General features: G+C 65.3%; 25 protein-coding genes and 1 pseudogene. 15 read left to right on the top strand and 11 right to left on the bottom strand.

Going from position 1 to position 20,738, the window contains the following annotated elements; genetic code table 11:
* Window positions 1-232: 232 nt before the first annotated feature.
* Window positions 233-1,435 (bottom strand): pyridoxal phosphate-dependent aminotransferase, encoded by a 1,203-nt coding sequence (locus AC0L3K_RS23825; protein WP_007596745.1) that lies wholly within the window; start codon window positions 1,433-1,435, stop codon window positions 233-235.
* Between the two features lie 523 nt (window positions 1,436-1,958).
* On the opposite strand from AC0L3K_RS23825, the gene AC0L3K_RS23820 reads away from it, so the two are divergent.
* From AC0L3K_RS23820 to AC0L3K_RS23795, 6 genes are all read left to right on the top strand, one after another.
* The gene (locus tag AC0L3K_RS23820; RefSeq protein WP_007596746.1) at window positions 1,959-2,609 is read left to right on the top strand and encodes a glutathione S-transferase family protein; all 651 of its coding nucleotides are present in this window, start codon (window positions 1,959-1,961) and stop codon (window positions 2,607-2,609) included.
* A 155-nt stretch (window positions 2,610-2,764) separates the two neighbouring features.
* Complete coding sequence (locus AC0L3K_RS23815; RefSeq protein WP_007596747.1) at window positions 2,765-2,941, top strand: hypothetical protein; 177 nt, start codon at window positions 2,765-2,767, stop codon at window positions 2,939-2,941.
* A 73-nt stretch (window positions 2,942-3,014) separates the two neighbouring features.
* The gene (locus tag AC0L3K_RS23810; RefSeq protein ID WP_007596748.1) at window positions 3,015-3,173 is read left to right on the top strand and encodes a hypothetical protein; all 159 of its coding nucleotides are present in this window, start codon (window positions 3,015-3,017) and stop codon (window positions 3,171-3,173) included.
* Window positions 3,174-3,302: 129 nt separating this feature from the next.
* The gene (locus tag AC0L3K_RS23805) at window positions 3,303-4,115 is read left to right on the top strand and encodes a PAS-domain containing protein (RefSeq protein WP_354169283.1); all 813 of its coding nucleotides are present in this window, start codon (window positions 3,303-3,305) and stop codon (window positions 4,113-4,115) included.
* A gap of 65 nt (window positions 4,116-4,180) precedes the next feature.
* On the top strand, window positions 4,181-4,636 hold the full coding sequence (locus AC0L3K_RS23800) for a GNAT family N-acetyltransferase (RefSeq protein WP_007596758.1): 456 nt from the start codon (window positions 4,181-4,183) through the stop codon (window positions 4,634-4,636).
* Between the two features lie 276 nt (window positions 4,637-4,912).
* Window positions 4,913-5,854, top strand: coding sequence for an aldo/keto reductase (locus AC0L3K_RS23795; protein ID WP_007596763.1), 942 nt, complete (start codon window positions 4,913-4,915; stop codon window positions 5,852-5,854).
* An 18-nt stretch (window positions 5,855-5,872) separates the two neighbouring features.
* Here the strand turns inward: AC0L3K_RS23795 and hmuQ are convergent, their stop codons facing one another.
* From hmuQ to AC0L3K_RS23780, 3 genes are all read right to left on the bottom strand, one after another.
* On the bottom strand, window positions 5,873-6,196 hold the full coding sequence (hmuQ, locus tag AC0L3K_RS23790) for a heme-degrading protein HmuQ (protein ID WP_007596764.1): 324 nt from the start codon (window positions 6,194-6,196) through the stop codon (window positions 5,873-5,875).
* A gap of 79 nt (window positions 6,197-6,275) precedes the next feature.
* A complete protein-coding gene (locus tag AC0L3K_RS23785; RefSeq protein ID WP_219683664.1) occupies window positions 6,276-7,493 on the bottom strand; it encodes a DUF1501 domain-containing protein in 1,218 nt (405 codons plus the stop codon).
* Window positions 7,494-7,495: 2 nt separating this feature from the next.
* Window positions 7,496-9,085 carry a DUF1800 domain-containing protein gene (locus AC0L3K_RS23780; protein WP_473367007.1) on the bottom strand — a complete coding sequence of 530 codons (1,590 nt, stop codon included), beginning with the start codon at window positions 9,083-9,085 and terminating at the stop codon, window positions 7,496-7,498.
* A gap of 114 nt (window positions 9,086-9,199) precedes the next feature.
* On the opposite strand from AC0L3K_RS23780, the gene AC0L3K_RS23775 reads away from it, so the two are divergent.
* A complete protein-coding gene (locus AC0L3K_RS23775; RefSeq protein WP_007596767.1) occupies window positions 9,200-9,391 on the top strand; it encodes a cysteine-rich CWC family protein in 192 nt (63 codons plus the stop codon).
* Window positions 9,392-9,551: 160 nt separating this feature from the next.
* Here the strand turns inward: AC0L3K_RS23775 and AC0L3K_RS23770 are convergent.
* The 3 genes and pseudogenes from AC0L3K_RS23770 to AC0L3K_RS23760 all read right to left on the bottom strand — a co-directional run.
* Window positions 9,552-9,671: pseudogene (locus AC0L3K_RS23770) on the bottom strand (glutathione S-transferase family protein); the annotation flags it as partial.
* A gap of 279 nt (window positions 9,672-9,950) precedes the next feature.
* The gene (locus AC0L3K_RS23765; RefSeq protein WP_018453537.1) at window positions 9,951-10,181 is read right to left on the bottom strand and encodes a hypothetical protein; all 231 of its coding nucleotides are present in this window, start codon (window positions 10,179-10,181) and stop codon (window positions 9,951-9,953) included.
* Entirely contained in the window at window positions 10,178-10,957 is a 780-nt protein-coding gene (locus AC0L3K_RS23760; protein ID WP_007596772.1) for a sulfite exporter TauE/SafE family protein, read from the bottom strand. The genes AC0L3K_RS23765 and AC0L3K_RS23760 overlap by 4 nt, the downstream gene beginning before the upstream one ends.
* 126 nt (window positions 10,958-11,083) lie before the next feature.
* Between AC0L3K_RS23760 and AC0L3K_RS23755 the strand changes: the two genes are divergently transcribed.
* The 4 genes from AC0L3K_RS23755 to uvrB all read left to right on the top strand — a co-directional run bounded on the left by AC0L3K_RS23755 (window position 11,084) and on the right by uvrB (window position 15,957).
* Window positions 11,084-12,001 carry a LysR substrate-binding domain-containing protein gene (locus AC0L3K_RS23755; RefSeq protein WP_354128950.1) on the top strand — a complete coding sequence of 306 codons (918 nt, stop codon included), beginning with the start codon at window positions 11,084-11,086 and terminating at the stop codon, window positions 11,999-12,001.
* Window positions 12,002-12,315: 314 nt separating this feature from the next.
* Window positions 12,316-12,543, top strand: a complete 228-nt coding sequence (locus AC0L3K_RS23750; RefSeq protein WP_007596778.1) for a hypothetical protein — start codon at window positions 12,316-12,318, stop codon at window positions 12,541-12,543.
* A gap of 57 nt (window positions 12,544-12,600) precedes the next feature.
* The gene (locus AC0L3K_RS23745) at window positions 12,601-12,831 is read left to right on the top strand and encodes a hypothetical protein (RefSeq protein ID WP_007596779.1); all 231 of its coding nucleotides are present in this window, start codon (window positions 12,601-12,603) and stop codon (window positions 12,829-12,831) included.
* A 126-nt stretch (window positions 12,832-12,957) separates the two neighbouring features.
* Window positions 12,958-15,957, top strand: coding sequence for an excinuclease ABC subunit UvrB (gene uvrB / locus AC0L3K_RS23740; RefSeq protein ID WP_473367006.1), 3,000 nt, complete (start codon window positions 12,958-12,960; stop codon window positions 15,955-15,957).
* A gap of 68 nt (window positions 15,958-16,025) precedes the next feature.
* Here the strand turns inward: uvrB and AC0L3K_RS23735 are convergent, their stop codons facing one another.
* The 4 genes from AC0L3K_RS23735 to AC0L3K_RS23720 all read right to left on the bottom strand — a co-directional run bounded on the left by AC0L3K_RS23735 (window position 16,026) and on the right by AC0L3K_RS23720 (window position 17,415).
* Window positions 16,026-16,391, bottom strand: coding sequence for a hypothetical protein (locus AC0L3K_RS23735; protein WP_354172471.1), 366 nt, complete (start codon window positions 16,389-16,391; stop codon window positions 16,026-16,028).
* Window positions 16,392-16,398: 7 nt separating this feature from the next.
* Window positions 16,399-16,785, bottom strand: coding sequence for a hypothetical protein (locus AC0L3K_RS23730; RefSeq protein ID WP_007596782.1), 387 nt, complete (start codon window positions 16,783-16,785; stop codon window positions 16,399-16,401).
* A 111-nt stretch (window positions 16,786-16,896) separates the two neighbouring features.
* Window positions 16,897-17,076 (bottom strand): hypothetical protein, encoded by a 180-nt coding sequence (locus tag AC0L3K_RS23725; protein ID WP_007596783.1) that lies wholly within the window; start codon window positions 17,074-17,076, stop codon window positions 16,897-16,899.
* Between the two features lie 96 nt (window positions 17,077-17,172).
* Entirely contained in the window at window positions 17,173-17,415 is a 243-nt protein-coding gene (locus tag AC0L3K_RS23720; protein WP_473367005.1) for a hypothetical protein, read from the bottom strand.
* Between the two features lie 283 nt (window positions 17,416-17,698).
* Between AC0L3K_RS23720 and AC0L3K_RS23715 the strand changes: the two genes are divergently transcribed.
* The 4 genes from AC0L3K_RS23715 (at window position 17,699) to AC0L3K_RS23700 (ending at window position 20,681) form a co-directional block, all read left to right on the top strand.
* Window positions 17,699-18,151 carry a nuclear transport factor 2 family protein gene (locus AC0L3K_RS23715; RefSeq protein WP_473367004.1) on the top strand — a complete coding sequence of 151 codons (453 nt, stop codon included), beginning with the start codon at window positions 17,699-17,701 and terminating at the stop codon, window positions 18,149-18,151.
* 219 nt (window positions 18,152-18,370) lie between these two features.
* The gene (locus AC0L3K_RS23710; RefSeq protein ID WP_473367003.1) at window positions 18,371-18,811 is read left to right on the top strand and encodes a nuclear transport factor 2 family protein; all 441 of its coding nucleotides are present in this window, start codon (window positions 18,371-18,373) and stop codon (window positions 18,809-18,811) included.
* A gap of 214 nt (window positions 18,812-19,025) precedes the next feature.
* Window positions 19,026-19,943, top strand: coding sequence for a hypothetical protein (locus tag AC0L3K_RS23705; RefSeq protein ID WP_473367002.1), 918 nt, complete (start codon window positions 19,026-19,028; stop codon window positions 19,941-19,943).
* Window positions 19,944-20,258: 315 nt separating this feature from the next.
* Complete coding sequence (locus tag AC0L3K_RS23700) at window positions 20,259-20,681, top strand: hypothetical protein (protein WP_007596788.1); 423 nt, start codon at window positions 20,259-20,261, stop codon at window positions 20,679-20,681.
* Window positions 20,682-20,738: the final 57 nt, after the last annotated feature.

Here is a 20,738-nt window from a genome sequence, read left to right as displayed (position 1 = left end):
CGCCCCCCACCCTCCTCCCCCCGCCCGCTCCCCCCCACCCCCCCCCCCCCGCCGGTGTGTGGGGTGGGGTGGGGGGGGGGGGGGCCCGCCGGCCCCCCCCCCCCCCGCGGGGGGGGGGGGCCCCGGCACAGCATCGGCCCAAGCAATAGTCCATCCAACTTCACTCATCGAAGCACGCATAAAAAAGGCCCGCGCGAAGCGGGCCTTTCCAATTTGCACTGTCACGACAGCCTTACCGCAGATTGCCGCAGAAGCGCTGGATGCGCTTGCAGGCGTCTTCGAGGTCGGAGGTCTTGGTCGCGTAGGAGATACGGAACGCGGGGCCGAGGCCGAACGCCGAGCCCTGCACCACGGCGACACCTTCGGTCTCCAGCAGTTCGGTCACGAACGTCTCGTCATTGTCGATCACCTTGCCCGACGGCGCGGTCTTGCCGATGGTGCCGGCGCAGGACGGATAGACGTAGAAGGCGCCCTCGGGCCGCGGGCATTCGATGCCCTTGGCCTGGTTGAGCATGGAGACGACGAGGTCGCGACGCTCCTTGAAGACCTTGTTGTTGGCCGGGATGAAGTCCTGCGGACCGTTCAGCGCCTCGACCGCGGCCCATTGCGCAATGGACGACGGGTTCGAGGTCGACTGCGACTGGATCGTCGACATCGCCTTGATCAGCTGCGCCGGACCGCCGGCATAGCCGATGCGCCAGCCGGTCATGCAATAGGCCTTCGACACGCCGTTCACGGTGAGCGTGCGGTCGTAGAGTTTCGGCTCGACCTGCGCGACCGTGGTGAACTGGAAGTCGTCATAGACCAGATGCTCGTACATGTCGTCGGTCATGACCCAGACGTGGGGATGCTTCACCAGCACGTCGGTGAGCGCCTTCAGCTCGGTCCTGGTGTAGGCAGCTCCCGTCGGATTCGACGGCGAGCACAGGATCACCCATTTGGTCTTCGGCGTGATCGCGCGCTCGAGCGCCTCGGCCTGGAGCTTGAAGCCGGTCGCGGCGGTGCAGACCACCGGCACCGGCTCGCCGCCGGCGAGCGCCACCATCTCGGGATAGCTGACCCAGTACGGTGCGGGGATGATCACCTCGTCGCCCGGATTGATGGTTGCCATCAGCGCGTTGTAAAGCACCTGCTTGCCGCCGGTGCCGACGATGATCTGGTTCGCCTTGTAGACGACGCCGTTCTCGCGCTGAAACTTGGCGATGATGGCTTCCTTCAACTCGGGAATGCCATCGACCGCGGTGTACTTGGTCTTGCCGGCTTCGATGGCGTGGATCGCGGCCAGCTTGATGTTCGCGGGCGTGTCGAAGTCGGGCTCGCCGGCACCTAAGCCGATGACGTTGCGGCCCGCCGCTTTCAGCGCACGTGCTTTATCCGTGACCGCGATGGTCGCGGACGGCTTCACACGGTCGAGCGCAGCGGCAAGGAAGGACATCGTCATCTCCTGACAAGCGTCGTGAACCCTTTGGCTTCACGACTCCGATTGTGGGAATGAGCCACCCTAAAACGAGTGCCGTTGCGCCGCAAGAAACTTCGGTCCGATCCCGCAAAAGTTTACGTGTCTGGCGCGCATAAAGGCGTGACTTTCCGCAATTTTCCGCAACTTTGCCGGGCAAATCCCACATATCCGACAAGGCGTGTCCTCGGAGCAATTTTGCGCGCTTCAAGACGCCCATAAAGCTGACGGCAGTCCGGCGCTTGAGAGACCAGCGGCCGAGGCGATCACGACCTTCAACCCTCTCACACAAATGCGCCGAGCAATGCGGCCGCATTGACGCAAGCGTGAACTGAGTTGGATGGTCGCACGGAAATGATCTTCCGCCGCATTGCAATGCGGTAGGGTTTTCGAGTTTTTCTATTGGCCGGGTCTTGCGGCGGATTCGCATCGGCATCATTGTTTAGCCGCGTTGCGGGGCAACAAGCGCCGCGCCCTCCCGTCTTCCGGAATCATCCCTAGAATGTACAAGCTCTATTCGATGCAGCGCTCGGGCAACAGCTACAAGGTCCGCCTTGCGCTGGCGCTGCTGAACTTGCCTTACGAAGCGGTCGAGGTGGACATTCTGCGCGGCGAGAGCCGCACCCCGGACTTCCTGGCCAAGAACCCATCCGGTCAGGTGCCGCTGCTCGAGGTCGGCGACGATCGCTATCTCGCCGAGTCCAACGCCATTCTCTGGTATGTCGCCGTCGGCACGCCGCTCGCGCCGGAGAACCGCATCGATCGCGCCGACGCGCTGCAATGGATGTTCTTCGAGCAGCACGCGCTGGAGCCGAACATCGGCGCGGCCTATTTCTGGCTGTCGCTGGTGAGGGGCGGCCGCGACCTCCAGACTCATTCGCTGGAGGACTGGATGGAGCGCGGCTATGGCGCGCTCCAGGTGATGGAGAATCACCTCAAGACCAACGCCTATTTCGCCGCCCGCCAGCTCACGGTCGCCGACATCGCGCTGTACGGCTATACCCACCTCGCCGACCGCTGCGACTTCGACCTCTCGACCTTCCCGGCGATCCGGGACTGGCTGAAGCGCGTGGAAGCCGCCCCCGGCTTCGTCGCGATGGACTGGCGGCCGGCCGACATCGAGGACCCCGCCAGCATCGCCGCCGGCGCCTGAGGGGCGATCGCGCTCTGGCGAATAGCGGGCATAAGGGTCGCCATTGCCGCAATCTCGCCATTTTCACCCGATTGGCCGCCGCAATATTGCCGATTGCAACAGTGAAATTGTTCGATGTCGCGGGTGATTCGCTCGCGCGTTGAAGGATTTAGACCATGATTCGGGCGTCCGGCACGGCGGGCTTTCAAGGCCAACCCGCAACCGTTTCGTCTTCCCGGCTGACCAACGCGGTCGCGGCCTCGCTCGCCGTCGCCGCGCTCTCGCTGTGCCTGATCGTCACCCTGACGGTGCTGTCGACCAAGGCGACCATGGCGATGGGCCTGCCGGTCTGATTCCCGCTTCATCCTGGACACGCCTTCAAGGCGAAGCGTCGCCCGCGCCGACCGGCATCGCGACAGGATTTCGATGAAATCACCTGTGGTCATCGTTGCAATCACCCTGACCGCGGCCATCCTGGTCGCGGCGTCGCTGTTGATCTTCGTCGGCACGCGCAAGGGCCAGGGGACGTCGACGCTGAATGCGCCCGCGCTGCAACAACGTCTCAAGCACGCGCACTTGGTCTAAAATCATCCGAAAGCTTTGCGCATGAATCAAAGCGCACCTTAAGCACACCGCGCGAAACCGCATCGCACTGGCGCGATAATCAGTCAGTGTTGCCGCCTTACCGCGTTCAGGGAGGAGCTAGACAGGCCCATGCGGTTGGGATGGCGTGCGATCTCCGGTCCGGCGCTGACGGCAGCGACTTTGCTGCTGGCGATGTTTTTCGATCGCTTCGTCCCCACTCCCTCGCCCGCGCCGCTGCTCGTCTGCATCGTGGCGCTCGCCGGCGCGCTCTCGGGTCCCGCTTCCGCCGTCGCCAGCGCAGCCATCGCCGTCATCGGCGCGGCACTGCTGCTCCTCAGCCGACACGGCGTTGCAGGTCTTACCACCGCGGATATGATCCGGCTCGGCGTCCTGGCCGCGACGGCCGCGGGCACCGCAGCCATCACCGGCCTGATGCGCCAGCGGCTGCTCGGCACGTTTGCCGCCGAACGTCGGAGCCACGCCACCGCCGCGCGGCTGTCGGCCGCGCTCGACCAGGTCGATATCGGCATCGTGCTGCTCGATGCCGAGACGCGCGCCGAATTCATCAACCGCGCGTTCCGCGATTATTTTGCGGTGCCGGACGACATCGCCGACGACAAGCCGCCGTTCATCGCGCTGATGTATCATGGCCGCGACACCGGCGCGTTCGAATTGCCCGAGGACGAGCTCGGCACTTTCATCGCACAGCGCATGGAGATGGTGCGGATCGGCGATGCCACGCCGATCGACATCGCCTTGCGCAATGGCGCGGTGTTGCGCTTCGTCTGTGCTGCGCTGCCCGATGGCGGGCGCATGCTGAGCTACACGCCCGTGACCGACCTCGTGCGCCACACCGATGCGCCGTCCCGCGCCGACTACTACCGCTCACTGCGCGATCCCACAGGCCGCAAGCTGATCCGGTATCTGCGCGTCGCGGAGTGATGCGCGATTGATCAGCACGTCCCTCATCACGTATGAAGGACACCTCATCGATCGCGGGAATCCATATGTCGCTCACCATTCGCTCCGTCACGAGGCAGGACTACGAACAATGGCTGCCGTTGTGGGACGGCTACAACGCCTTCTACGGCCGCTCCGGTCCGACCGCGCTCTCGCCCGACATCACGCGCGCGACATGGCAGCGCTTTTTCGATGCCTATGAGCCGGTGCACGGATTGGTCGCCGAGAGCGACGGCCGCCTGCTCGGGATGACGAATTACCTGTTTCACCGCAGCACCACCGCGATCGAGCCGTCCTGCTATTTGCAGGACCTGTTCACGACCGAGGCCGCACGCGGCAAGGGTGTCGGCTCGGCGCTGATCCACGGCGTCTACGAGCGCGCAAAGCTCGTGGGATCGCCGCGCGTGTACTGGCAAACGCACGAGACCAACGTCACGGCGCAGCGCCTGTACGACAAGGTCGCCGAGCGTTCCGGGTTCATCGTCTATCGCAAGATCTTCTGATCCTCGCGATCGCGACGCCTGTGGATAACTCTGCCTGTCACCCGCGCGTAACATAGCGGGACTAGGCTGCAGCTGCGTCTGGTCAGCCCCCCGTCACCGATCAAGCGCCCCAAAGCGGTCCCCGTCAGTCGCCGCGTCTGACAGGGGCCGCATTTTTTTGTCGGCAGTCGTTGTCCGCAGTTCCTTGTCAGCATGGCAGCAACGCGGCGCGCGGCTTGCTGCGGCGGCGTACCGCAGTCACAATAAGCCCCTGCCCATCTCCGACAGGGATCTCCCATGGAAATTCGTAATCTCGGCGCCTCCGGCCTGCGCGTGTCTGCGGTCGGGCTCGGCTGCAACAATTTCGGCCAGCGCACGGATTTGGAGACCTCGCGCAAGGTGATCCATCGCGCGCTCGATCTCGGCATCACGCTGTTCGACACCGCCGACATCTATGCCGGCATGGGCGGTTCGGAAACGGTGCTCGGCACCGTGCTTGGCGACCGCCGCAAGGAGATCGTGCTCGCCACCAAATTTTCCAAGCCGATGGCGACCGACGGAACCAAGCAGGGCGCTTCGCGCCGCTACATCATGAACGCAGTCGAGGCGAGCCTGACGCGGCTCAAGACCGACTACATCGATCTCTATCAGCAGCACGATTACGACCCGCTGACGCCGATGGAGGAGACGCTGCGCGCGCTCGACGATCTCGTCCGTCAGGGCAAGGTGCGCTACATCGGCAATTCCAACTTTCCGGCCTGGCGCATGGCGGAGGCCGAATTCACCGCGCGCGCGATGAATGTCAGCCGCTTCGTCTCCTGCCAGGACGAATACAGCCTGCTGGTGCGCGACATCGAGAAGGACCTGCTGCCGGCCGCACAAGAGTACAAGCTCGGTCTCCTGCCGTTCTTCCCGCTCGCAAGCGGGCTCCTCACCGGCAAGTACCAGCGCGGCGCGGCCGCCCCGACCGATACGCGCTTCGGCAAGGTACCGGCGTTGCGTGACCGCTATGTCACGCCGCGCAATGAGGACATCGTCGAGAAGCTCACGGCATTCGCGAAAGCGCGCGGGCACAGCATGCTCGAGCTCGCCTTCTCCTGGCTCGCCGCGCGCCCGCAAGTGTCGAGCGTGATTGCCGGCGCCACCCGCGTCGAGCAGGTCGAGGAGAACGTGAAGGCGATTGCCTGGAAGCTCAGTCCGGAGGAGATGGCGGAGATCGACAAGATCACGCTGGGCTGATCGTTACGGCGTGGCGCGCTACTTGGCGCCGCGCCCCACCGTCTGCATCACCTCGAAGCCCTCGAACTGGGGATGGCCGAGATAGGTCGGCTTGGTATCGCCGGCCCGCGCATGCGCGGCACGAAAAGCATCCGATTTGGTCCAGGCCTCAAACGCCGCATGGTTCGCCCACACCGTGTGCGAGGCGTACAGCGTGTGGTCCTCGAGCTCGGGGCCGCGCAGCAGATGAAACTCGACGAAACCCGGCACCTTGTCCAAATGGGTATCGCGCGAAAGCCAGACCTGCTCGAAGGCGGCCTCGGAGCCCTTGGCGACGCGGAAGCGGTTCATGGCGATGTACATGGATGATGGTCTCCTGATGTTCGGCTGATCATGTCGTCATTCCGAGACGCGCCGCAAGGCGCGGGCCCGGAATCGCAGTTTAAGCAACCAGCCCCTTCATCGGCCGTGCTCCCGCACTGTCCGGAAACACCGTCTCGGCCAGCACGCGATCGGACAGGCCGAACTGGCCCTGCAGCACGCCTTTGATCACGGAGCGCAGATCGGTGGTGGGCTTGAGATCGCGGGCCTCGAAGAGATTGGCGGGCTTGAGACCTGGCCAGTCGGCGACGACACGACCGCCCTTCACCGCGCCGCCGGCGAGCAGCGCGATCGTTCCCGTGCCGTGATCGGTGCCGTCGGTGCCGTTGATGCGCGCGGTGCGGCCGAATTCGGTCGCGACCACCACGACGGTGTCGCGCCAGCGTTCCCCTAAGCCGCTTTCGAATTCGGCGAGCGCGCCGTCGAGCCCGCCGAGCAGAAATGCGAGGCGACCGACCGGCCCGCCTTCATTGGCGTGCGTATCCCAGCCATCGAACGCGAGCGCCGCGATGCGCGGGCCGTCGTCCGACGCCATCAGTTTTGCGGCGCCACGCGCGACCTGGCGCATCTGCGCGACCGCATTGCCCGGCTTCGGCTTCATGTCGTCGCCGCTCGCGGCCTTTTCCAACTGAAGGCCCTGCGACAGCACGGCCGCCAGCGCGGGATCGCGGTGACGATAGAGCTCGACCAGACGCATCGCGGTGTCGTCGTCTGCTTGCGGCAGCGCCACCGGCGCCCAGCCGACGGTCGGCGCATTGCCGCGCAGCACCAGCGGCGTGGTCGGGCCGACGGCAAGAGCACTCGACACCCGCTCGCCGCGCGGCAGCGCCTCCAGCGCGCGGTTGAGCCAGCCGGATTGCACGCGACCCGGGCCGGCATAGCCGCTTTCGAGCACGTCCTGGCCGTCGAAATGCGAACGGTCGCGATAGGGCGTCGCCACCGCGTGGATCACCGCGGCATGCTTGTCGCGATACATGCGTGCGAACTCAGGCATCGACGGATGCAGCGCGAAGAAAGCATCGAGCATGATGGCGGGATGGGCGCCGTCCGCCGTGAGCGCGATCGCCCCGTGCAGGCCGGCATAATCGGGATCGCCGACCGGCGCGACGGTCGAGAGACCATCGAGCGCGCCGCGCAGGATCACCACGATCAGCCTGGGATCGCGGCCGTCAGCCGCGCGTGCGAATTTCGGCAAGTACGCCCAGGCCGCGAACGAGGCGCCGCCGAGCAGGAGGCCGCGGCGCGAGGTGAGGAGCCGGTTCTCGACGCAGTCGATCATCATCATCTCCTCTGCATTTCCGGCGACATCAACAGCAGCGCCAGTGCCTGCTGCCGCGACTCCGCCCGTTCGATGGTGCGCCGCGTTTCGATCGAGGCCGCATCTGCGGCGGCAAATTCCAACAAATCGAGCGGATCGATGTTGGGCCCGAGCCGCGCGCCCATTTGCGCGGCGATGTCGAGGCGGAGCTTGATGCCTTCCGGCGCAGCCCACGCGGCGCTGGTGTCGGCGAAACCATTCGGGCCGGCCGGCGACCACAGCGGCTGGCCCAGCAGATTGAGGTTGTTGAGGTAGGCGCCGGGATCCTCCGGCACGCGCGCGAGCAACCGGCCGCTCGCGACCAGGAAATCATAGGGGCTGCGCATCTTCGTCAGCGGCGCCTTCCACGCCTCGTCGGAATCAACCAGTGCCGTTGCGAGCGCCTTGAGATCCCCGTCGGTCTTGATGAAGACATCACGCAATCGCGCCACCAGCGCCGGCGGCGGATCGTCAGCGACGAAGTGGCGGACGATTTTGGTGGCGATGAAGTTCGCGGTCGAGGGATGGCGTGCGATGTCCGCGAGTGCGGCTTCGCCTTGCGCAAGGCCGGTCGGCTCGTAGGTCTTGCCGAGCAGCATTTGCGGCCCGGGCTGGTGCGCATTGACGTTGAACACGAACGAACCGGGCGCTCCCAGCTGTCCCTGCCGGCCGGCAAAGGTCCAGCCGGTGATGATGCGCGCGAGCGAGGTGACGTCGTCCTGCGTGTAGCCGCCGCCGACGCCGAGCGTATGCAGCTCCATGATCTCGCGCGCGAGATTTTCGTTGAGCCCGCGCTTGCGGTTCTGGCCCGCGCGCGAGTCCGGTCCGAGCGATTGCTGGTTGTCGAGGAAGAACAGCATCGCCGGATGCTGCTCCACCGCTTTCAGCATGTCGGCGAAACGCCCGAGCACATGCGGCCTGATCGCCTCGCGCTCGAACGCGCCGGCCCATATCCGTGCCAGCTCGCCCTTGCCGGCGGAGATGCAGAAATGGTTGGACCAGAACACGACCAGGCGTTCGGTGAAGCCGCACTCGACCAGGGTCGCGCGCTGCAACCGCGCCAACGCCTCGGCGCGAAAGGTCTTCTGGATCACGTTGAGCGGCTGCGGGGCGGGTTTTGCGGTAGCCGGCGCGGCCGCGTTGGGCTGCATGGTGTCCGGCTTCGCCATATCGTCCGCCGGCTTATTATCGGTCGGTTTGTTGTCAGTAGGCTTGGCCTCGGCCATCTGGCCGGCGATCTCGGTTGCCGCAACGTTCAGCGAGAGGTTGCGGCGCAGTCCGGGTTTCTGATCTGCCGGCGCTTGCGGCGGCGCTTCGGTCGGCGCGCCGGCTTTGGCGGCGGCCTCGCGCGCCTGCTTGACCTGATCCTGATAGGCAAACACCGCCTGCCCGAGCTGCGGCGTGGATTGCAGGCCCGGCGCCTCCAGCAGCACAGCGATAGGACGAGCCAGTTCCGCCTTCACAAAACCGCGAGGATCGGACGCGGCGTTGATGAGATCGCCGGATGCGCCACCGCGAGCGCCGAAGCCGAAACGGTTGAGCGCGACGAGCGCGGCTTGGGAATCGCGGGCCATCGATGTGTCCTTCGCGCGTTGCCAACCGCTTTCCTGATACGTGCGCGAGGCGTAATATACCGCAGGGGGAGATGAACCCGACATGAAAATGACAGCACGGCTTTTGCGCAAATCATGACAAATCCGCAAGACATTCCAGTGCAGGAACCGCGCCGCCTCGCCTGCTCCCGCTGCGGCGCCGAATTCGGCTGCGACCTGTCGGGCACCTGTTGGTGCGCGGAAGAAACGGCGCGGCTGCCGATGCCGGTCAAGGGCGAGGATTGTTTGTGCCGGGCGTGCTTGCGCGAGGCGGCGGAGGCAACGTAATCCTCCGCGTCGTCCTGGCGAAAGCCAGGACCCATTACCCCACGGAGTTGTTTGGCGAAGACTCGTCGTTCGGAACGTCTACCGAACGCCATCGACAGATTCCGCGGTATGGGTCCTGGCTTTCGCCAGGACGACGCTGAGGAGAGACAGCTCGCGACAACTACACCGCGTGCCCCGGCGATCTCCGAGCCATTCCATCAAACCCATCCAGCAGCTTTTCGCGCCAGGCGTAGACCGGGTCGTCCGCTTCCAGCAGCTTGAACGGGCTGAACGGTCGCGAGGGATCGGTGCCGACGAGTTCGAACAGTTTGAGCGACATGAAAGTGGTCTCCCGGTATTGCGGCAGTTGGGGGGCCGCGCCCCCAAACCGGCCGCCCCCCCCCGCGACCCAGAGGTTTGTGTGGGGGTGGGGGCCGGCCTGTCGCGACCTGTGTGCGCCACATGAAGGGGGTCCCCCGGTATGCGGTCTTGCCGCGCCAAGCGACCCAATCCAGGACTGCCGCCGCGGAAACATTCTGGATTGCTTCGCTTGCGCTCGCAATGACGGATGTAGAGAGAGCTAGCGCCCGTTCGTGCGCAGCAGCCTCTCGCCGTCCTCCGTCACCGCGATCACCAGCCCCATTCCGGGCAGCGTCTCGCGCGCGACATAGCCGCGGTCGGCGGCGTCTTCCCAGATGGTGAGGCGCGGGCACGAGGTCTTCCAGGTCGCGATCACCTCGGCATAGGCGCGGGGCTCACGCGCAACCCATTCGACGAAGTCCAGCACCAGCGGGTCGGCAGTCTCGCTCATTGCAAACCTCCCTTGTCGAAGGCGGCCAGCACGGGCGTGCGGACCAGCAGCCAGCCGCCATAGGCAATATAGTAGCAGGCGATAGTGGTGATCAGCTTCATCGACCAGGCCACGAATTGCTGGTCGGTCATGGCTTCGAGGATGCGCCGCGCCAGCGTGGTGCCGAGCATGGACGCCGCGATCGCGACCCCGGCGAGCACGGGATCGAGCGTCGCCGCCTGGTCGATGATGCTGCCGAAATAAATCAGCTTGGTGAAATGGCTGACGAGCTGGCACATCGCCTTGGTCGCCACCTTCTCGCGCCGGCCGAAATCGCCGCCGAGGAAGAAAGTGTCGAGCAGCGGCCCCGATACGCCGGTCATCAGCATGAGACCCATGCAGATCGTGCCGTAGACGGTGCCCTGCCAGAGACGGTCCGGATCCGGCTTGATGTTCGACGGCAGCAGCCGCGCCATGAACGGGGTGATTCCGAGCAGCAGCAGCGCGACCGGCTTGTCCGGCACGTAGCGCGTGAGCGACCACGCCGCAAGCGCGACGGCGGCGCCGACCATATAGTTCGCGACCGGCCGCCAGCGGATATGCGCGCGCCAGAGAAAGGCGCGCCAGCCGTTCGAGGCCATCTGCGTGATCGCATGCAACACCATCGCTGTCGGCAGCGGCATCAGAGCCAGCAGCACGCCGATCAGGATCAGCCCGCCCGCCATCCCGAACAGCCCCGACAGGAACGCGGTGCCGACCATCAGCAATCCAAGGGCAGCGATCATGATGGGCGTCACGCAAAAATCTCCGATTGGCCTTCTCCCCGCTCGCGGCGCGAAGCGAAGGGAAACGTGCCCCGCTTGCCCCGTCTACGCAAACTGAGTTATCTTGGCCTGGCATCAGCTTTCCTGAGGGTCGGTCATTTGCGGCGCTTGCTGTTTCTCAACGGCATCAAGGCATTCGAAGCCGCGGCGCGGGCCGGCAGCTTTGCCGCGGCCGGCCTCGAGCTGAGCGTATCGGCGGCCGCAGTCAGCCGCATGGTGCACATCCTGGAAGAGCGGCTCGGCGTCGCGCTGTTCGAGCGCAAGGCCAACAAGCTGCTGCTCACGCAGGCCGGCCGCGCCTATCAGAGCGGGCTGACGCCGATCTTCGACGCGCTCGCAAGCCTCACCGCCCAGGTGACGGCGCCCTCGAGCGTCCGCGTGCTCACCATCGGCATCGGCCACACCTTTGCGATGCGCTGGCTGATCCCGCGCCTGTCGGAGTTTCGCAACGAGGAGCCCGACATCGAGGTGCGCTTCACCACCGGCGGCGCGTCGGTGCCGTTCGGCGAGGACTGGAGCTGCGGCATCCAGCTCGGGACCGGCGACTGGCCGGGGCTGGTCGCCGAGCCGCTGTTCGCCGGCGACCTCACACCGGTCTGCGTGCCCCGCCTCGCGTCCTCGCTGAAGCGCCCGGCCGATCTTAGGGGACCGAGCCTGATCCGCGTCGCGCATTCGCCCGAGGACTGGCCGATCTGGCTCAAGGCCGCGAACCTCGCGCGCATCAACGCGCGGGGTCCGGAGTTCCAGTTCTACGGCCAAGCGCTTCAGGCTGCCGCCGACGGGCTCGGCATCGCCATGGGCATCCGGCCCTATATCGATGACGATCTCGCCGCCGGCCGGCTGGTCGCGCCATTCGATCTCTCGGTGCCCAAGGGCATGCGCTGGTATTTGCTCTATCGCAGCTTCCAGACCGAGCAGCGCGACTTTGCCGCGTTCCGCCGCTGGATCATGCGCGCGGCGTCGGAACCGGCCGCCCGTCCCATCCGGCGGACCGGCCGCACCAGCCCGCGGAACTGATCATCCACACGAACAGGTTTGCTGAAGCCGCGCGCCCGGAATGCGGTGCACCTCTCCGCTTGCTTGCGGGGGAGGTCGGCGCGAAACGCCGGGTGAGGGTTCCCTCCACGTTGGGGAATCTCTCTGTGGAAACACCCCCGCCCCAACCCTCGCCGCAAGCGGGAGAGGGAGCGCACCGGGTTTGCGGAACCGAATTCATTGGTCCGCAGACAAAAAAGCCCGCCGCTTGTGAACGGCTTCACATTCTGAAATCCGCAAACGTGGTCCCCTGACCCTCCAACAAGGCGCTCGAACAAAACATTTTGGGGACTGCAATGACGACCCTCTACGACGGCTTTGACATCGAATCCTTCGAAGCTGGCCAGGGGCTGTGGCACGCCCGTATCAGGCGTGCCGATTTCAGCCCGGTTGCCATCGACGGCGTGCTGTTTCCGGCCATGGAAGTCGGCTTCGCCTGGCCCGATCCCGATGCCGCGATTGCCCATGCCAAGCATCACATCGATCGCTTCCGCCGGCGGGCCGACGACAGCGACGACGAATAAGCGAGCGGGACTGCAGGCGACCAAGGAACGGCGCAGGGTCAAAGGGGGCAATCGATCATGTCAGTCATCGAATTCGAAGACACGCCGCGGCCGAGGATTTACACCCGCAATGTGTTGTCCAGCTGCCCGGAATGCGACGGCGATCTCGCCGTGCTCCGCGTGATCGGCGGCCGTGCCGGAAGCGAGTATTGGGCCATGCGCTGCACCGATTGCGGCGGCATCCATCTCGACATCCTCGAGCCGCATCAGGCAGCCGGGGACGATGAGGGACCGTCGCCGGCGGCCTAATCGCGAGATCCGGGATCTCAAGGCCTGCCGTGATCCCAAGGCCTGCTGCCAACCTGCTGTCAGCAGTCTGATCCGGGAAGGGCATTCGCCCTTTATTGCGAGGCGGACTCGCCCCATATTCGGAGCATGGCGAAGAAACCTGCATCCCCCGAAAAATCCGGCAAATCCCCCAAGGCCAAGGCTCCGAACGCGAAGGCGCCAAACTCCAAGGCGTCACGCCCGGACGTGCAGCCAATCGGGCCGGCGCTGGCCGAGTTGCTCAATCCCGCGATCAATCGCGGCGATGCCGGGCTCGGATCGGGCACCGGCCTGCAGCCGCCGCCGGACAATTCGCGCGACCGCCGCTCCGGGGGCGAGGCTGCCGCGCATCGCGCGCGCGCTTCGACGCCGAAGGAGTTTCCGCAGGACACCGCAACGGGCAGCGCGACTCGCGGCTTACCCCTCTCCCCGACCCTCCCCCACAAGGGGGGAGGGAGCAGAGAGGCCGAAGGTCTTGGCGAGGCGCCGCAGGCCAATTACGGAACCGCGGCCACGATCCCGACGCTCGATCCTGAACTGGCGCGTCAACTCGGCCTTCCCACCGAAGAGGACGATGCCGAAGCCCTGGCGCGCCCGCCGCGCAGCAAGATGGAGGCGCTCGGCGTCAAGGCGACCGCCGACGCGCTGGAATCGCTGATCCGCGAGGGCCGGCCGGAGTTCCGTAAGGACGACGGCTCCACCAGGGTGTGGACCCCGCATCGGCCGCCGCGCCCGGAAAAGTCCGAAGGCGGCGTGCGCTTCGAGATCAAGTCGCATTACGAGCCGCGCGGCGACCAGCCGACCGCGATCGCCGAGCTGGTCGAGGGCATCAACCGCAACGACCGCTCGCAGGTGCTGCTCGGCGTCACCGGCTCCGGCAAGACCTACACCATGGCCAAGGTGATCGAGGCGACACAGCGCCCCGCCATCATCCTGGCGCCGAACAAGACGCTCGCCGCCCAGCTCTATGGCGAGTTCAAGAGCTTCTTCCCCGACAACGCGGTCGAGTATTTCGTCAGCTATTACGACTATTACCAACCGGAAGCGTATGTCCCTCGCACGGACACGTACATCGAAAAGGATTCCTCGATCAACGAGCAGATCGACCGCATGCGCCACTCGGCGACGCGCGCGCTGCTCGAACGCGACGACGTCATCATCGTTGCCTCGGTGTCGTGCATCTACGGTATCGGCTCAGTCGAAACCTACACCGCGATGACCTTTGCCCTGAAGAAGGGCGAGCGGATCGACCAGCGCCAGCTGATCGCCGACCTCGTCGCCCTGCAATACAAGCGCACCCAGGCCGATTTTACCCGCGGCACATTTCGCGTGCGCGGCGACGTCATCGACATCTTCCCGGCGCACTATGAAGACCGCGCCTGGCGGGTGAATCTGTTCGGCGACACCGTCGAGACCATCGAGGAGTTCGACCCGCTCACCGGGCATAAGCAGGACGAGCTCGAATTCATCAAGATCTACGCCAACTCGCACTATGTGACGCCGCGCCCGACGCTGGTGCAGGCGATCAAGTCGATCAAATCCGAATTGAAGATGCGGCTCGACCAGCTCCACGACCAGGGTCGCCTGCTGGAAGCGCAGCGGCTGGAGCAGCGCACCACGTTCGACCTCGAGATGATGGAGGCGACCGGAAGCTGCGCCGGCATCGAGAACTATTCGCGCTATCTCACCGGGCGCCTGCCCGGCGAGCCGCCGCCGACGCTGTTCGAATACGTGCCCGACAACGCGCTGGTGTTCGCCGACGAGAGCCACGTCACCGTGCCCCAGATCGGCGGCATGTTCCGCGGCGACTTCCGCCGCAAGGCGACGCTCGCCGAATATGGTTTCCGGCTGCCCTCCTGCATGGACAACCGCCCGCTGCGCTTCGAGGAATGGGACATGATGCGGCCGCAGACGATCGCGGTCTCCGCCACGCCCAGCGCCTGGGAGATCAACGAGAGCGGCGGCGTGTTCGTCGAGCAGGTGATCCGGCCGACCGGGCTTATTGATCCTCCCGTGAACATCCGCCCCGCCCGCACCCAGGTCGACGATCTCGTCGGCGAGGTCCGCGCCACCGCCCAGGCCGGCTATCGCTCGCTGATCACGGTGCTGACCAAGCGCATGGCGGAGGACCTGACCGAATATCTGCATGAGCAGGGCATTCGCGTCCGCTACATGCACAGCGATATCGACACCATCGAACGCATCGAGATCATCCGCGATCTGCGCCTCGGCGCGTTCGATGCGCTGGTCGGCATCAATTTGCTGCGCGAAGGCCTCGACATTCCCGAATGCGCGCTGGTTGCGATCCTCGACGCCGACAAGGAAGGTTTTTTGCGCAGCGAGACCTCGCTGATCCAGACCATCGGCCGCGCCGCGCGCAACGTCGACGGCAAGGTGATCCTCTATGCCGACCAGATGACGGGCTCGATGGAGCGCGCCATCGCCGAAACCGACCGCCGCCGCGAGAAGCAGGTCGAGTACAACACGGCGCATGGCATCACGCCGGAGAGCATCAAGAAGTCGATCGGCGACATCATGAACAGCGTCTACGAGCGCGATCATGTGCTGGTCGAGATCGGCGGCCATGACATGACCGACGACGTCATCTCGATCGGCCACAATTTCGAGGCCGTGCTCGGCGATCTCGAAACAAGGATGCGCGAGGCCGCCGCCGATCTGAACTTCGAGGAAGCCGCCCGGCTGCGCGACGAGGTCAAGCGCCTGCGCGCCACCGAACTCGCGGTGGTCGACGATCCCACCGTCAAGCAGCGCACGGTGCAGGGTAAAGCCGGCGCCTATGCGGGCGCGAAGAAATACGGCGACGCCGCTAACCTGCCGGTCAGCGCGCTGAAGAACAAGAGCGCTGCCACGGCACTCAAGGCGAGCGGCAGCAAGGGCTCGCGAATCCACAAGCCGCATCTCGACGAGATGCACGGCCCGGAGTCGTTGCCGTATCGGGGCGACCGCGCGCTGCCCTCAAAACCGTTCGGCGGCGAAAGCCGCATCATCCAGCCGACGGATTCGCGGCAGTCAGGCCCGGAGTTTGGGCCATCGCCGCGGTCGAGCGGAGGGGCGCCGGGGCATAGAGGTGGTTGGAAGAAGAGATAGGGGGCGCGGAGCGCCGGCGCCGCCCATGGTTATTGATGGCGGCATCCGAGAATGATGAGAACGCGCACTCACTCCACGCTCGCCGCGAGCAGCGACAGCAGCAGCACTGAGGCCACCAGCTGCATCGACGTCGCCGGCTTGGCGCGCCAGCGGGCGATCTTCTCGGAGAAGGACAGGCTGGCGTCGAAGAACAGCGGTTCGTAGGCGTTCTTTGCAAATCCCGGGAATGTCGATCCGGCCCAGATGGCGAGACAGCTGTAGAAGATCGACGCCATCGCGATGGTGAGTGCGTGACTGCCACCGCGGTCATGTCCCAGGAGCTTCACCATCAGCGACGCCGCGGCGAAGATCGGGAAGCCCTGAAGGATCGTGGTGAGGGCAAAGCCTTCGAGCCAGTTGAGCGGGCCGGATTTCGACGCGGTGACGAAGGGCATGATGCGATCACCCCACGCTCGCCGTCACCACCGCCATCACCGACAGCAGCAGCACGATGGTCATGAGCTGGAGCGAGGCGACCGGCTGGGTGCGCCATGCCGTGATCTTCTCAGTGAGCGACAGATGGGCCTCGAAGAACTTCGGCTCGTAGACGGTCTTGAACAAATGCGGGAAGTTCGGCCCCAAGGTCACCGCAAGCAGCGCGTGGGCGAGTGAGGCGATGGCGACGAAGATGGCGACGCCGGGATCGCCGACCAGGTCGTGATTGCCGACCAGCTTGAGCAGGAAAGCCGCGGCGGCGAAGGTCGGGAAGCTCTGCAGCGTCGCAGTCAGCGCGAGGCCTTCAAGCGCGTTGTGCAGGCTGGACTTTCTGACTGTGGCGATGGCGGCCATGGCGCGTCTCCCTGATGACATGGGGAGGACGATAGCCACAGGGGAAGGCGCGCGATGTGAGCTGGCTCACGCCCGTCCGAGAGCCCGGGACGTGAGGCAGCCGGGACCGGCTCAAAGCTGGCGAAAGAAAACGAGATAGATGGCGAGGCCGATCGTCGAGAATGACAGCAGAACGCCGACCCAATTGTACTTGACGCCCGCAGAACGGGAAGCCTTCCCCACGAAAGCGACGACGAAATACAGGAACAGGATTGCGAGGACTAAACCCCACAAGGACTTCCCGACGTCCATCGTTCCCTCGCCTGGTTCAATCCCAGCGTTCGCGAATGGAATTTACCATCGAAGCATGCCGGATAGAAGACGGCGGGAGCACAGTTTTCCGTGCCGTTACAGCTTGCCCTGCCCGTTCACCTGGCTCTGCTGTTGCCGCTGCCTCTCCTGCTCTTGCTGCTCCTTGGCATGGTGGCGGCCGTAGAGGCAGCCGGCGGCGGCGCCGAGGACGCCGTGATGGCCGGCATAGTGGCCGGCGACGCCGCCGACGACGGCGCCCTTGATGCAGCCCTTGGCATTGGCGGCGGAGGTCGCGCCAACCATGAGAAGTGCGGCGGCGATTGCGGCGAGGGATTTCATGGATCGATGTCTCCGGATCGGTGTCGCAATCTCAACGGGCACGGACCCGTCCCTGTTCCCGTGTTCGCTGCCGCGCGTTGGGCAGCGCGAGCCCATGCAGCCGAACGCCGTGCGAATTCGTGCAGGCGCACGGCAACTCAACCGCCAGTTGCAGCCGTGAACCTGGCATTGCGTTTGCGCGTCAAATGGTCTGCAACGTCCCCTGTGGTTTTGCGGATTGCCGGTGTCCGAAGCCGCGCGTTAGCCTTGCGCAAACTCCACACGGCCAATGAGGACGGGCGGAATGACGGTCGAGAAGCTCAATCGCCAGCGCGTGCTGCACCTGCTCGACGCCATCGGGCGCAGCGATCTCGAGGCCGCGCTGTCTTGCTGCACCGACGACGTCGACTTTCTCACCCACGCGCCGATCGACGTGCTGCCGGACATGGGCCCCTGCCACGGCAAGAAGGAGCTCGGCGAATTCTGGCGCACCGTACAGGAGCGATACGCCGAAATCCGCTACGAGGTGCCGCAGATCGTCGCCGAAGGCGACACGGTCGCGGCCTATCTGCGCGTGTTCCTCAGGAAGCGCAGCCACGACCGCACCATTCAGGTCGACATGGCCATATTCTACACTTTCCGCAACGGCCAGGTGGCGCAGATCCGCGAGATCATCGATTCCTACGATTTGGTGCAGCAGGTGCTGGAACGTGAGATCGGCCCGCTGATCGTGGGCGAGCGGGCGGACGGGGGCTAGCTCTCTCCAAAAACCGGCCCGGACCGGGAAAATACGGAGTTCTATTGTAAATCTCACACGCCGGGATCAATTGTGCATTGCGAAAACGTGAATTGCGTTTTGGCCGAATTGGCGTATTTTGTTCGTATACAAATGAGTTGAGCGACCCCGCGGCACCTATCCTGTGCGCTTGGGGTTATTTTTCGTTTTTTCGCAAGCCAGCTTTCAGGACTGCCCAAGATGACAGAGCACAGCCTCTGGCGTTTCTCGCGCGCATTGCACCGCGCGATCAACGACCGGCATTTCGAGGACATCGAGGCCCTGATCGACGACGACGTCGAATGGGCGCTGTACGGCCCGATCGACATGTTTCCGTTCCTCGGCGCGCGCCAGGGCAAGGACGCCGTGCTCGATGTCATCCACCAACTCGCCGACAATTTCCAGGTCCGCCGCTTCGACCGCGAGAGCATCATGCTCGGCGTCGATTCCGCCGCCTCGATGCTGCGCTATTCGCTGACCGCGCTGGATTCCAACAAGCCGATCAGCTTGCGGGTGGCGCAGTTCGCCCAGTTCAAGGCGGGCAAACTCACCAGCATGCGCGTGCTGATCGATACATTCGATCTGGTCGAGCAGGCACTCGGCCGCGCCATTCATCTGCCGAAGATGACCGGCGTCGGCTGAACGGAACACCAACGGGCCCCGCACTTCGGGACCGATGGCTGATGCTCCCCGCGACGCGTCCTGGCCTCCAGCCCCGCCGGATGCAATCGTGGAGAAGCTCGTCATCGGGCGCGCGCCTTTCGCGCGGCCCGTTGGTTCGCGCTTGATGGAGCCGCCACAATTTCGCGACGATGGTTCCGCATCCTCGGCGAGAACTGGGCTGACGGGCAGGACGATGGAATTCTCGACAGGGTTTGGCTGGACCAGGCTGCCGATGCTGGCGGCCGCTTTCATCTTGGGATCGGTGCTGACGGTGTCGGCGCAGATCATTCCGCCCTTCTCCCCCGGCCCGGCCGCAGCGCCCGACGACGAGGCCGAGACGGCGGAGGCCCCTGATGTCAACGATCCCGACGTGCTCCGCGGCATCGACGTCGACAAGCTCGACTGGGGCCAGCTCGCGATCGACGCCGGCACGCTCAACGACATCATCGCCGCCAAGAAGCGCGCGCAGGCCGCCGCCAAGGACGGGCTGAACTGGGCGACGAACGCCAACGCCAACGGCACCTCGGCCGTGACGGTGAAGCAGTCGGTATCCTCATTCTGGGACGCCCGCATCGGCGCCGACATGACGGTGACGAGCGAGCCGCGGACGATGTCCGAGCTGCTGGCACAGAAGGCCACCAATGGCGGCAACGTGCCTCAATCGTCCGGCAGCGCCTGGGCGGCTGCGACCGCGCCGGGCGCAGGCGCGATCTGGGACAAGACCGCGGTGGAGGCCCGCGTCGATCCCGGCGCCGAACAGAGCAAACTCGGGGCGGCGCTGATCAAATCGGTGCCGCTATCGGGCGACACGTCGCTGACGCTCCAGAACGGCTACAGCGTCAACCAGCAGGGCACCACGGCGCTCCCCGGAGTCGGCGGTCACATCACGCGGAATTACGAGACCGAGCAGTCGGCCAAGGTCACTCTCACCGACACCGGCACCAGCATCACCGCGGGCCAGTCGCTGTCGACCACCGACGACAAATGGCTGCGCAAGGTCGGCGCCGAGCAAAAGCTGTTCGACAACGTCACCGTCTCCGGCTCGGTCGGCGAAACCTCGCAAGGGGCGATCAACAAGAGCCTGACGGCGGGTTTCAAGAAGAGCTGGTAGTTGGGCGCTAATCTTTCTCCTCATCCTGAGGAGCGCGCTCTTGCGCGCGTCTCGAAGGATCGAGGCCCCCGCTGCTACAGTTGGGCCTGCATGGTTCGAGACGCGCTTCGCGCTCCTCACCATGAGGAGGTACAAAGTTCGCCGGTGCGGCCGCGTTCAGACTTCCGTAACCATACGCCACGGCAAAGCCCCCGAATGGACCGCCCTTGCCGCACCTCGGCCAAGTTGCGGCCAAAATCCGACGCCCTAGTCCCAGGCTGACGTCGTCGTGCGGGGGACACTCGCGCTGCGCTCAACGCGAACAGGGGAATAACGATGAACGCCATGCGTCCGGAAAAGACCGAAACCACCGAGACCGAGACCATCGACACCAACCTCGCCGCCGTGACGGAAGTCGAAGCCGGCATCCGTGACTTCGTCCGCAACGACATCGCCTATCTGCGCCGTCCGGCAGCGACCGCCACGGACGCGCCGCCGCTCGATCCGAGCGCGGAGGCCACCGTCACCAACGTCAACTCGCTGATCCAGCGCGTCGCCGGCACCTCGCTCGCCGAGATCGAGAATCTGATCTCCGAGCTTGAGAGCCTGCGCGACCTGCTCCACGCCGAAGGCCAGCGCGTCCAGCGCGAGATCTCCGGCTACGCCCAGCTCAGCCAGGCCGCGATGAAGTCGACCCGCATGATCGCCGACAACGTCTCGCAGTGGAAGCGCGCCGCCGACGGCCTGCGCAACAGCTGATCGCTGACATCACGCATCACCGGCCGCCGCGTTCCGAAAGGGGCGCGGCGGTTTTGA

The organism is Bradyrhizobium sp. MI1.10, assembly GCF_055811035.1.
Note: the sequence above shows the minus strand (reverse complement) of the source record. Positions and strands in the feature narration are given on the sequence as shown.

Excerpts from the sequence above, each read along its gene's own strand:
- AC0L3K_RS23825 (WP_007596745.1), bottom strand. The coding sequence starts at position 1,435 with ATGTCCTTCCTTGCCGCTGCGCTCGACCGTGTGAAGCCGTCCGCGACC.
- AC0L3K_RS23820 (WP_007596746.1), top strand. The coding sequence starts at position 1,959 with ATGTACAAGCTCTATTCGATGCAGCGCTCGGGCAACAGCTACAAGGTC.
- AC0L3K_RS23815 (WP_007596747.1), top strand. The coding sequence starts at position 2,765 with ATGATTCGGGCGTCCGGCACGGCGGGCTTTCAAGGCCAACCCGCAACC.
- AC0L3K_RS23810 (WP_007596748.1), top strand. The coding sequence starts at position 3,015 with ATGAAATCACCTGTGGTCATCGTTGCAATCACCCTGACCGCGGCCATC.
- AC0L3K_RS23805 (WP_354169283.1), top strand. The coding sequence starts at position 3,303 with ATGCGGTTGGGATGGCGTGCGATCTCCGGTCCGGCGCTGACGGCAGCG.
- AC0L3K_RS23800 (WP_007596758.1), top strand. The coding sequence starts at position 4,181 with ATGTCGCTCACCATTCGCTCCGTCACGAGGCAGGACTACGAACAATGG.
- AC0L3K_RS23795 (WP_007596763.1), top strand. The coding sequence starts at position 4,913 with ATGGAAATTCGTAATCTCGGCGCCTCCGGCCTGCGCGTGTCTGCGGTC.
- hmuQ (WP_007596764.1), bottom strand. The coding sequence starts at position 6,196 with ATGTACATCGCCATGAACCGCTTCCGCGTCGCCAAGGGCTCCGAGGCC.
- AC0L3K_RS23785 (WP_219683664.1), bottom strand. The coding sequence starts at position 7,493 with ATGATCGACTGCGTCGAGAACCGGCTCCTCACCTCGCGCCGCGGCCTC.
- AC0L3K_RS23780 (WP_473367007.1), bottom strand. The coding sequence starts at position 9,085 with ATGGCCCGCGATTCCCAAGCCGCGCTCGTCGCGCTCAACCGTTTCGGC.
- AC0L3K_RS23775 (WP_007596767.1), top strand. The coding sequence starts at position 9,200 with ATGACAAATCCGCAAGACATTCCAGTGCAGGAACCGCGCCGCCTCGCC.
- AC0L3K_RS23765 (WP_018453537.1), bottom strand. The coding sequence starts at position 10,181 with ATGAGCGAGACTGCCGACCCGCTGGTGCTGGACTTCGTCGAATGGGTT.
- AC0L3K_RS23750 (WP_007596778.1), top strand. The coding sequence starts at position 12,316 with ATGACGACCCTCTACGACGGCTTTGACATCGAATCCTTCGAAGCTGGC.
- AC0L3K_RS23745 (WP_007596779.1), top strand. The coding sequence starts at position 12,601 with ATGTCAGTCATCGAATTCGAAGACACGCCGCGGCCGAGGATTTACACC.
- uvrB (WP_473367006.1), top strand. The coding sequence starts at position 12,958 with ATGGCGAAGAAACCTGCATCCCCCGAAAAATCCGGCAAATCCCCCAAG.
- AC0L3K_RS23735 (WP_354172471.1), bottom strand. The coding sequence starts at position 16,391 with ATGCCCTTCGTCACCGCGTCGAAATCCGGCCCGCTCAACTGGCTCGAA.
- AC0L3K_RS23730 (WP_007596782.1), bottom strand. The coding sequence starts at position 16,785 with ATGGCCGCCATCGCCACAGTCAGAAAGTCCAGCCTGCACAACGCGCTT.
- AC0L3K_RS23725 (WP_007596783.1), bottom strand. The coding sequence starts at position 17,076 with ATGGACGTCGGGAAGTCCTTGTGGGGTTTAGTCCTCGCAATCCTGTTC.
- AC0L3K_RS23720 (WP_473367005.1), bottom strand. The coding sequence starts at position 17,415 with ATGAAATCCCTCGCCGCAATCGCCGCCGCACTTCTCATGGTTGGCGCG.
- AC0L3K_RS23715 (WP_473367004.1), top strand. The coding sequence starts at position 17,699 with ATGACGGTCGAGAAGCTCAATCGCCAGCGCGTGCTGCACCTGCTCGAC.
- AC0L3K_RS23710 (WP_473367003.1), top strand. The coding sequence starts at position 18,371 with ATGACAGAGCACAGCCTCTGGCGTTTCTCGCGCGCATTGCACCGCGCG.
- AC0L3K_RS23705 (WP_473367002.1), top strand. The coding sequence starts at position 19,026 with ATGGAATTCTCGACAGGGTTTGGCTGGACCAGGCTGCCGATGCTGGCG.
- AC0L3K_RS23700 (WP_007596788.1), top strand. The coding sequence starts at position 20,259 with ATGAACGCCATGCGTCCGGAAAAGACCGAAACCACCGAGACCGAGACC.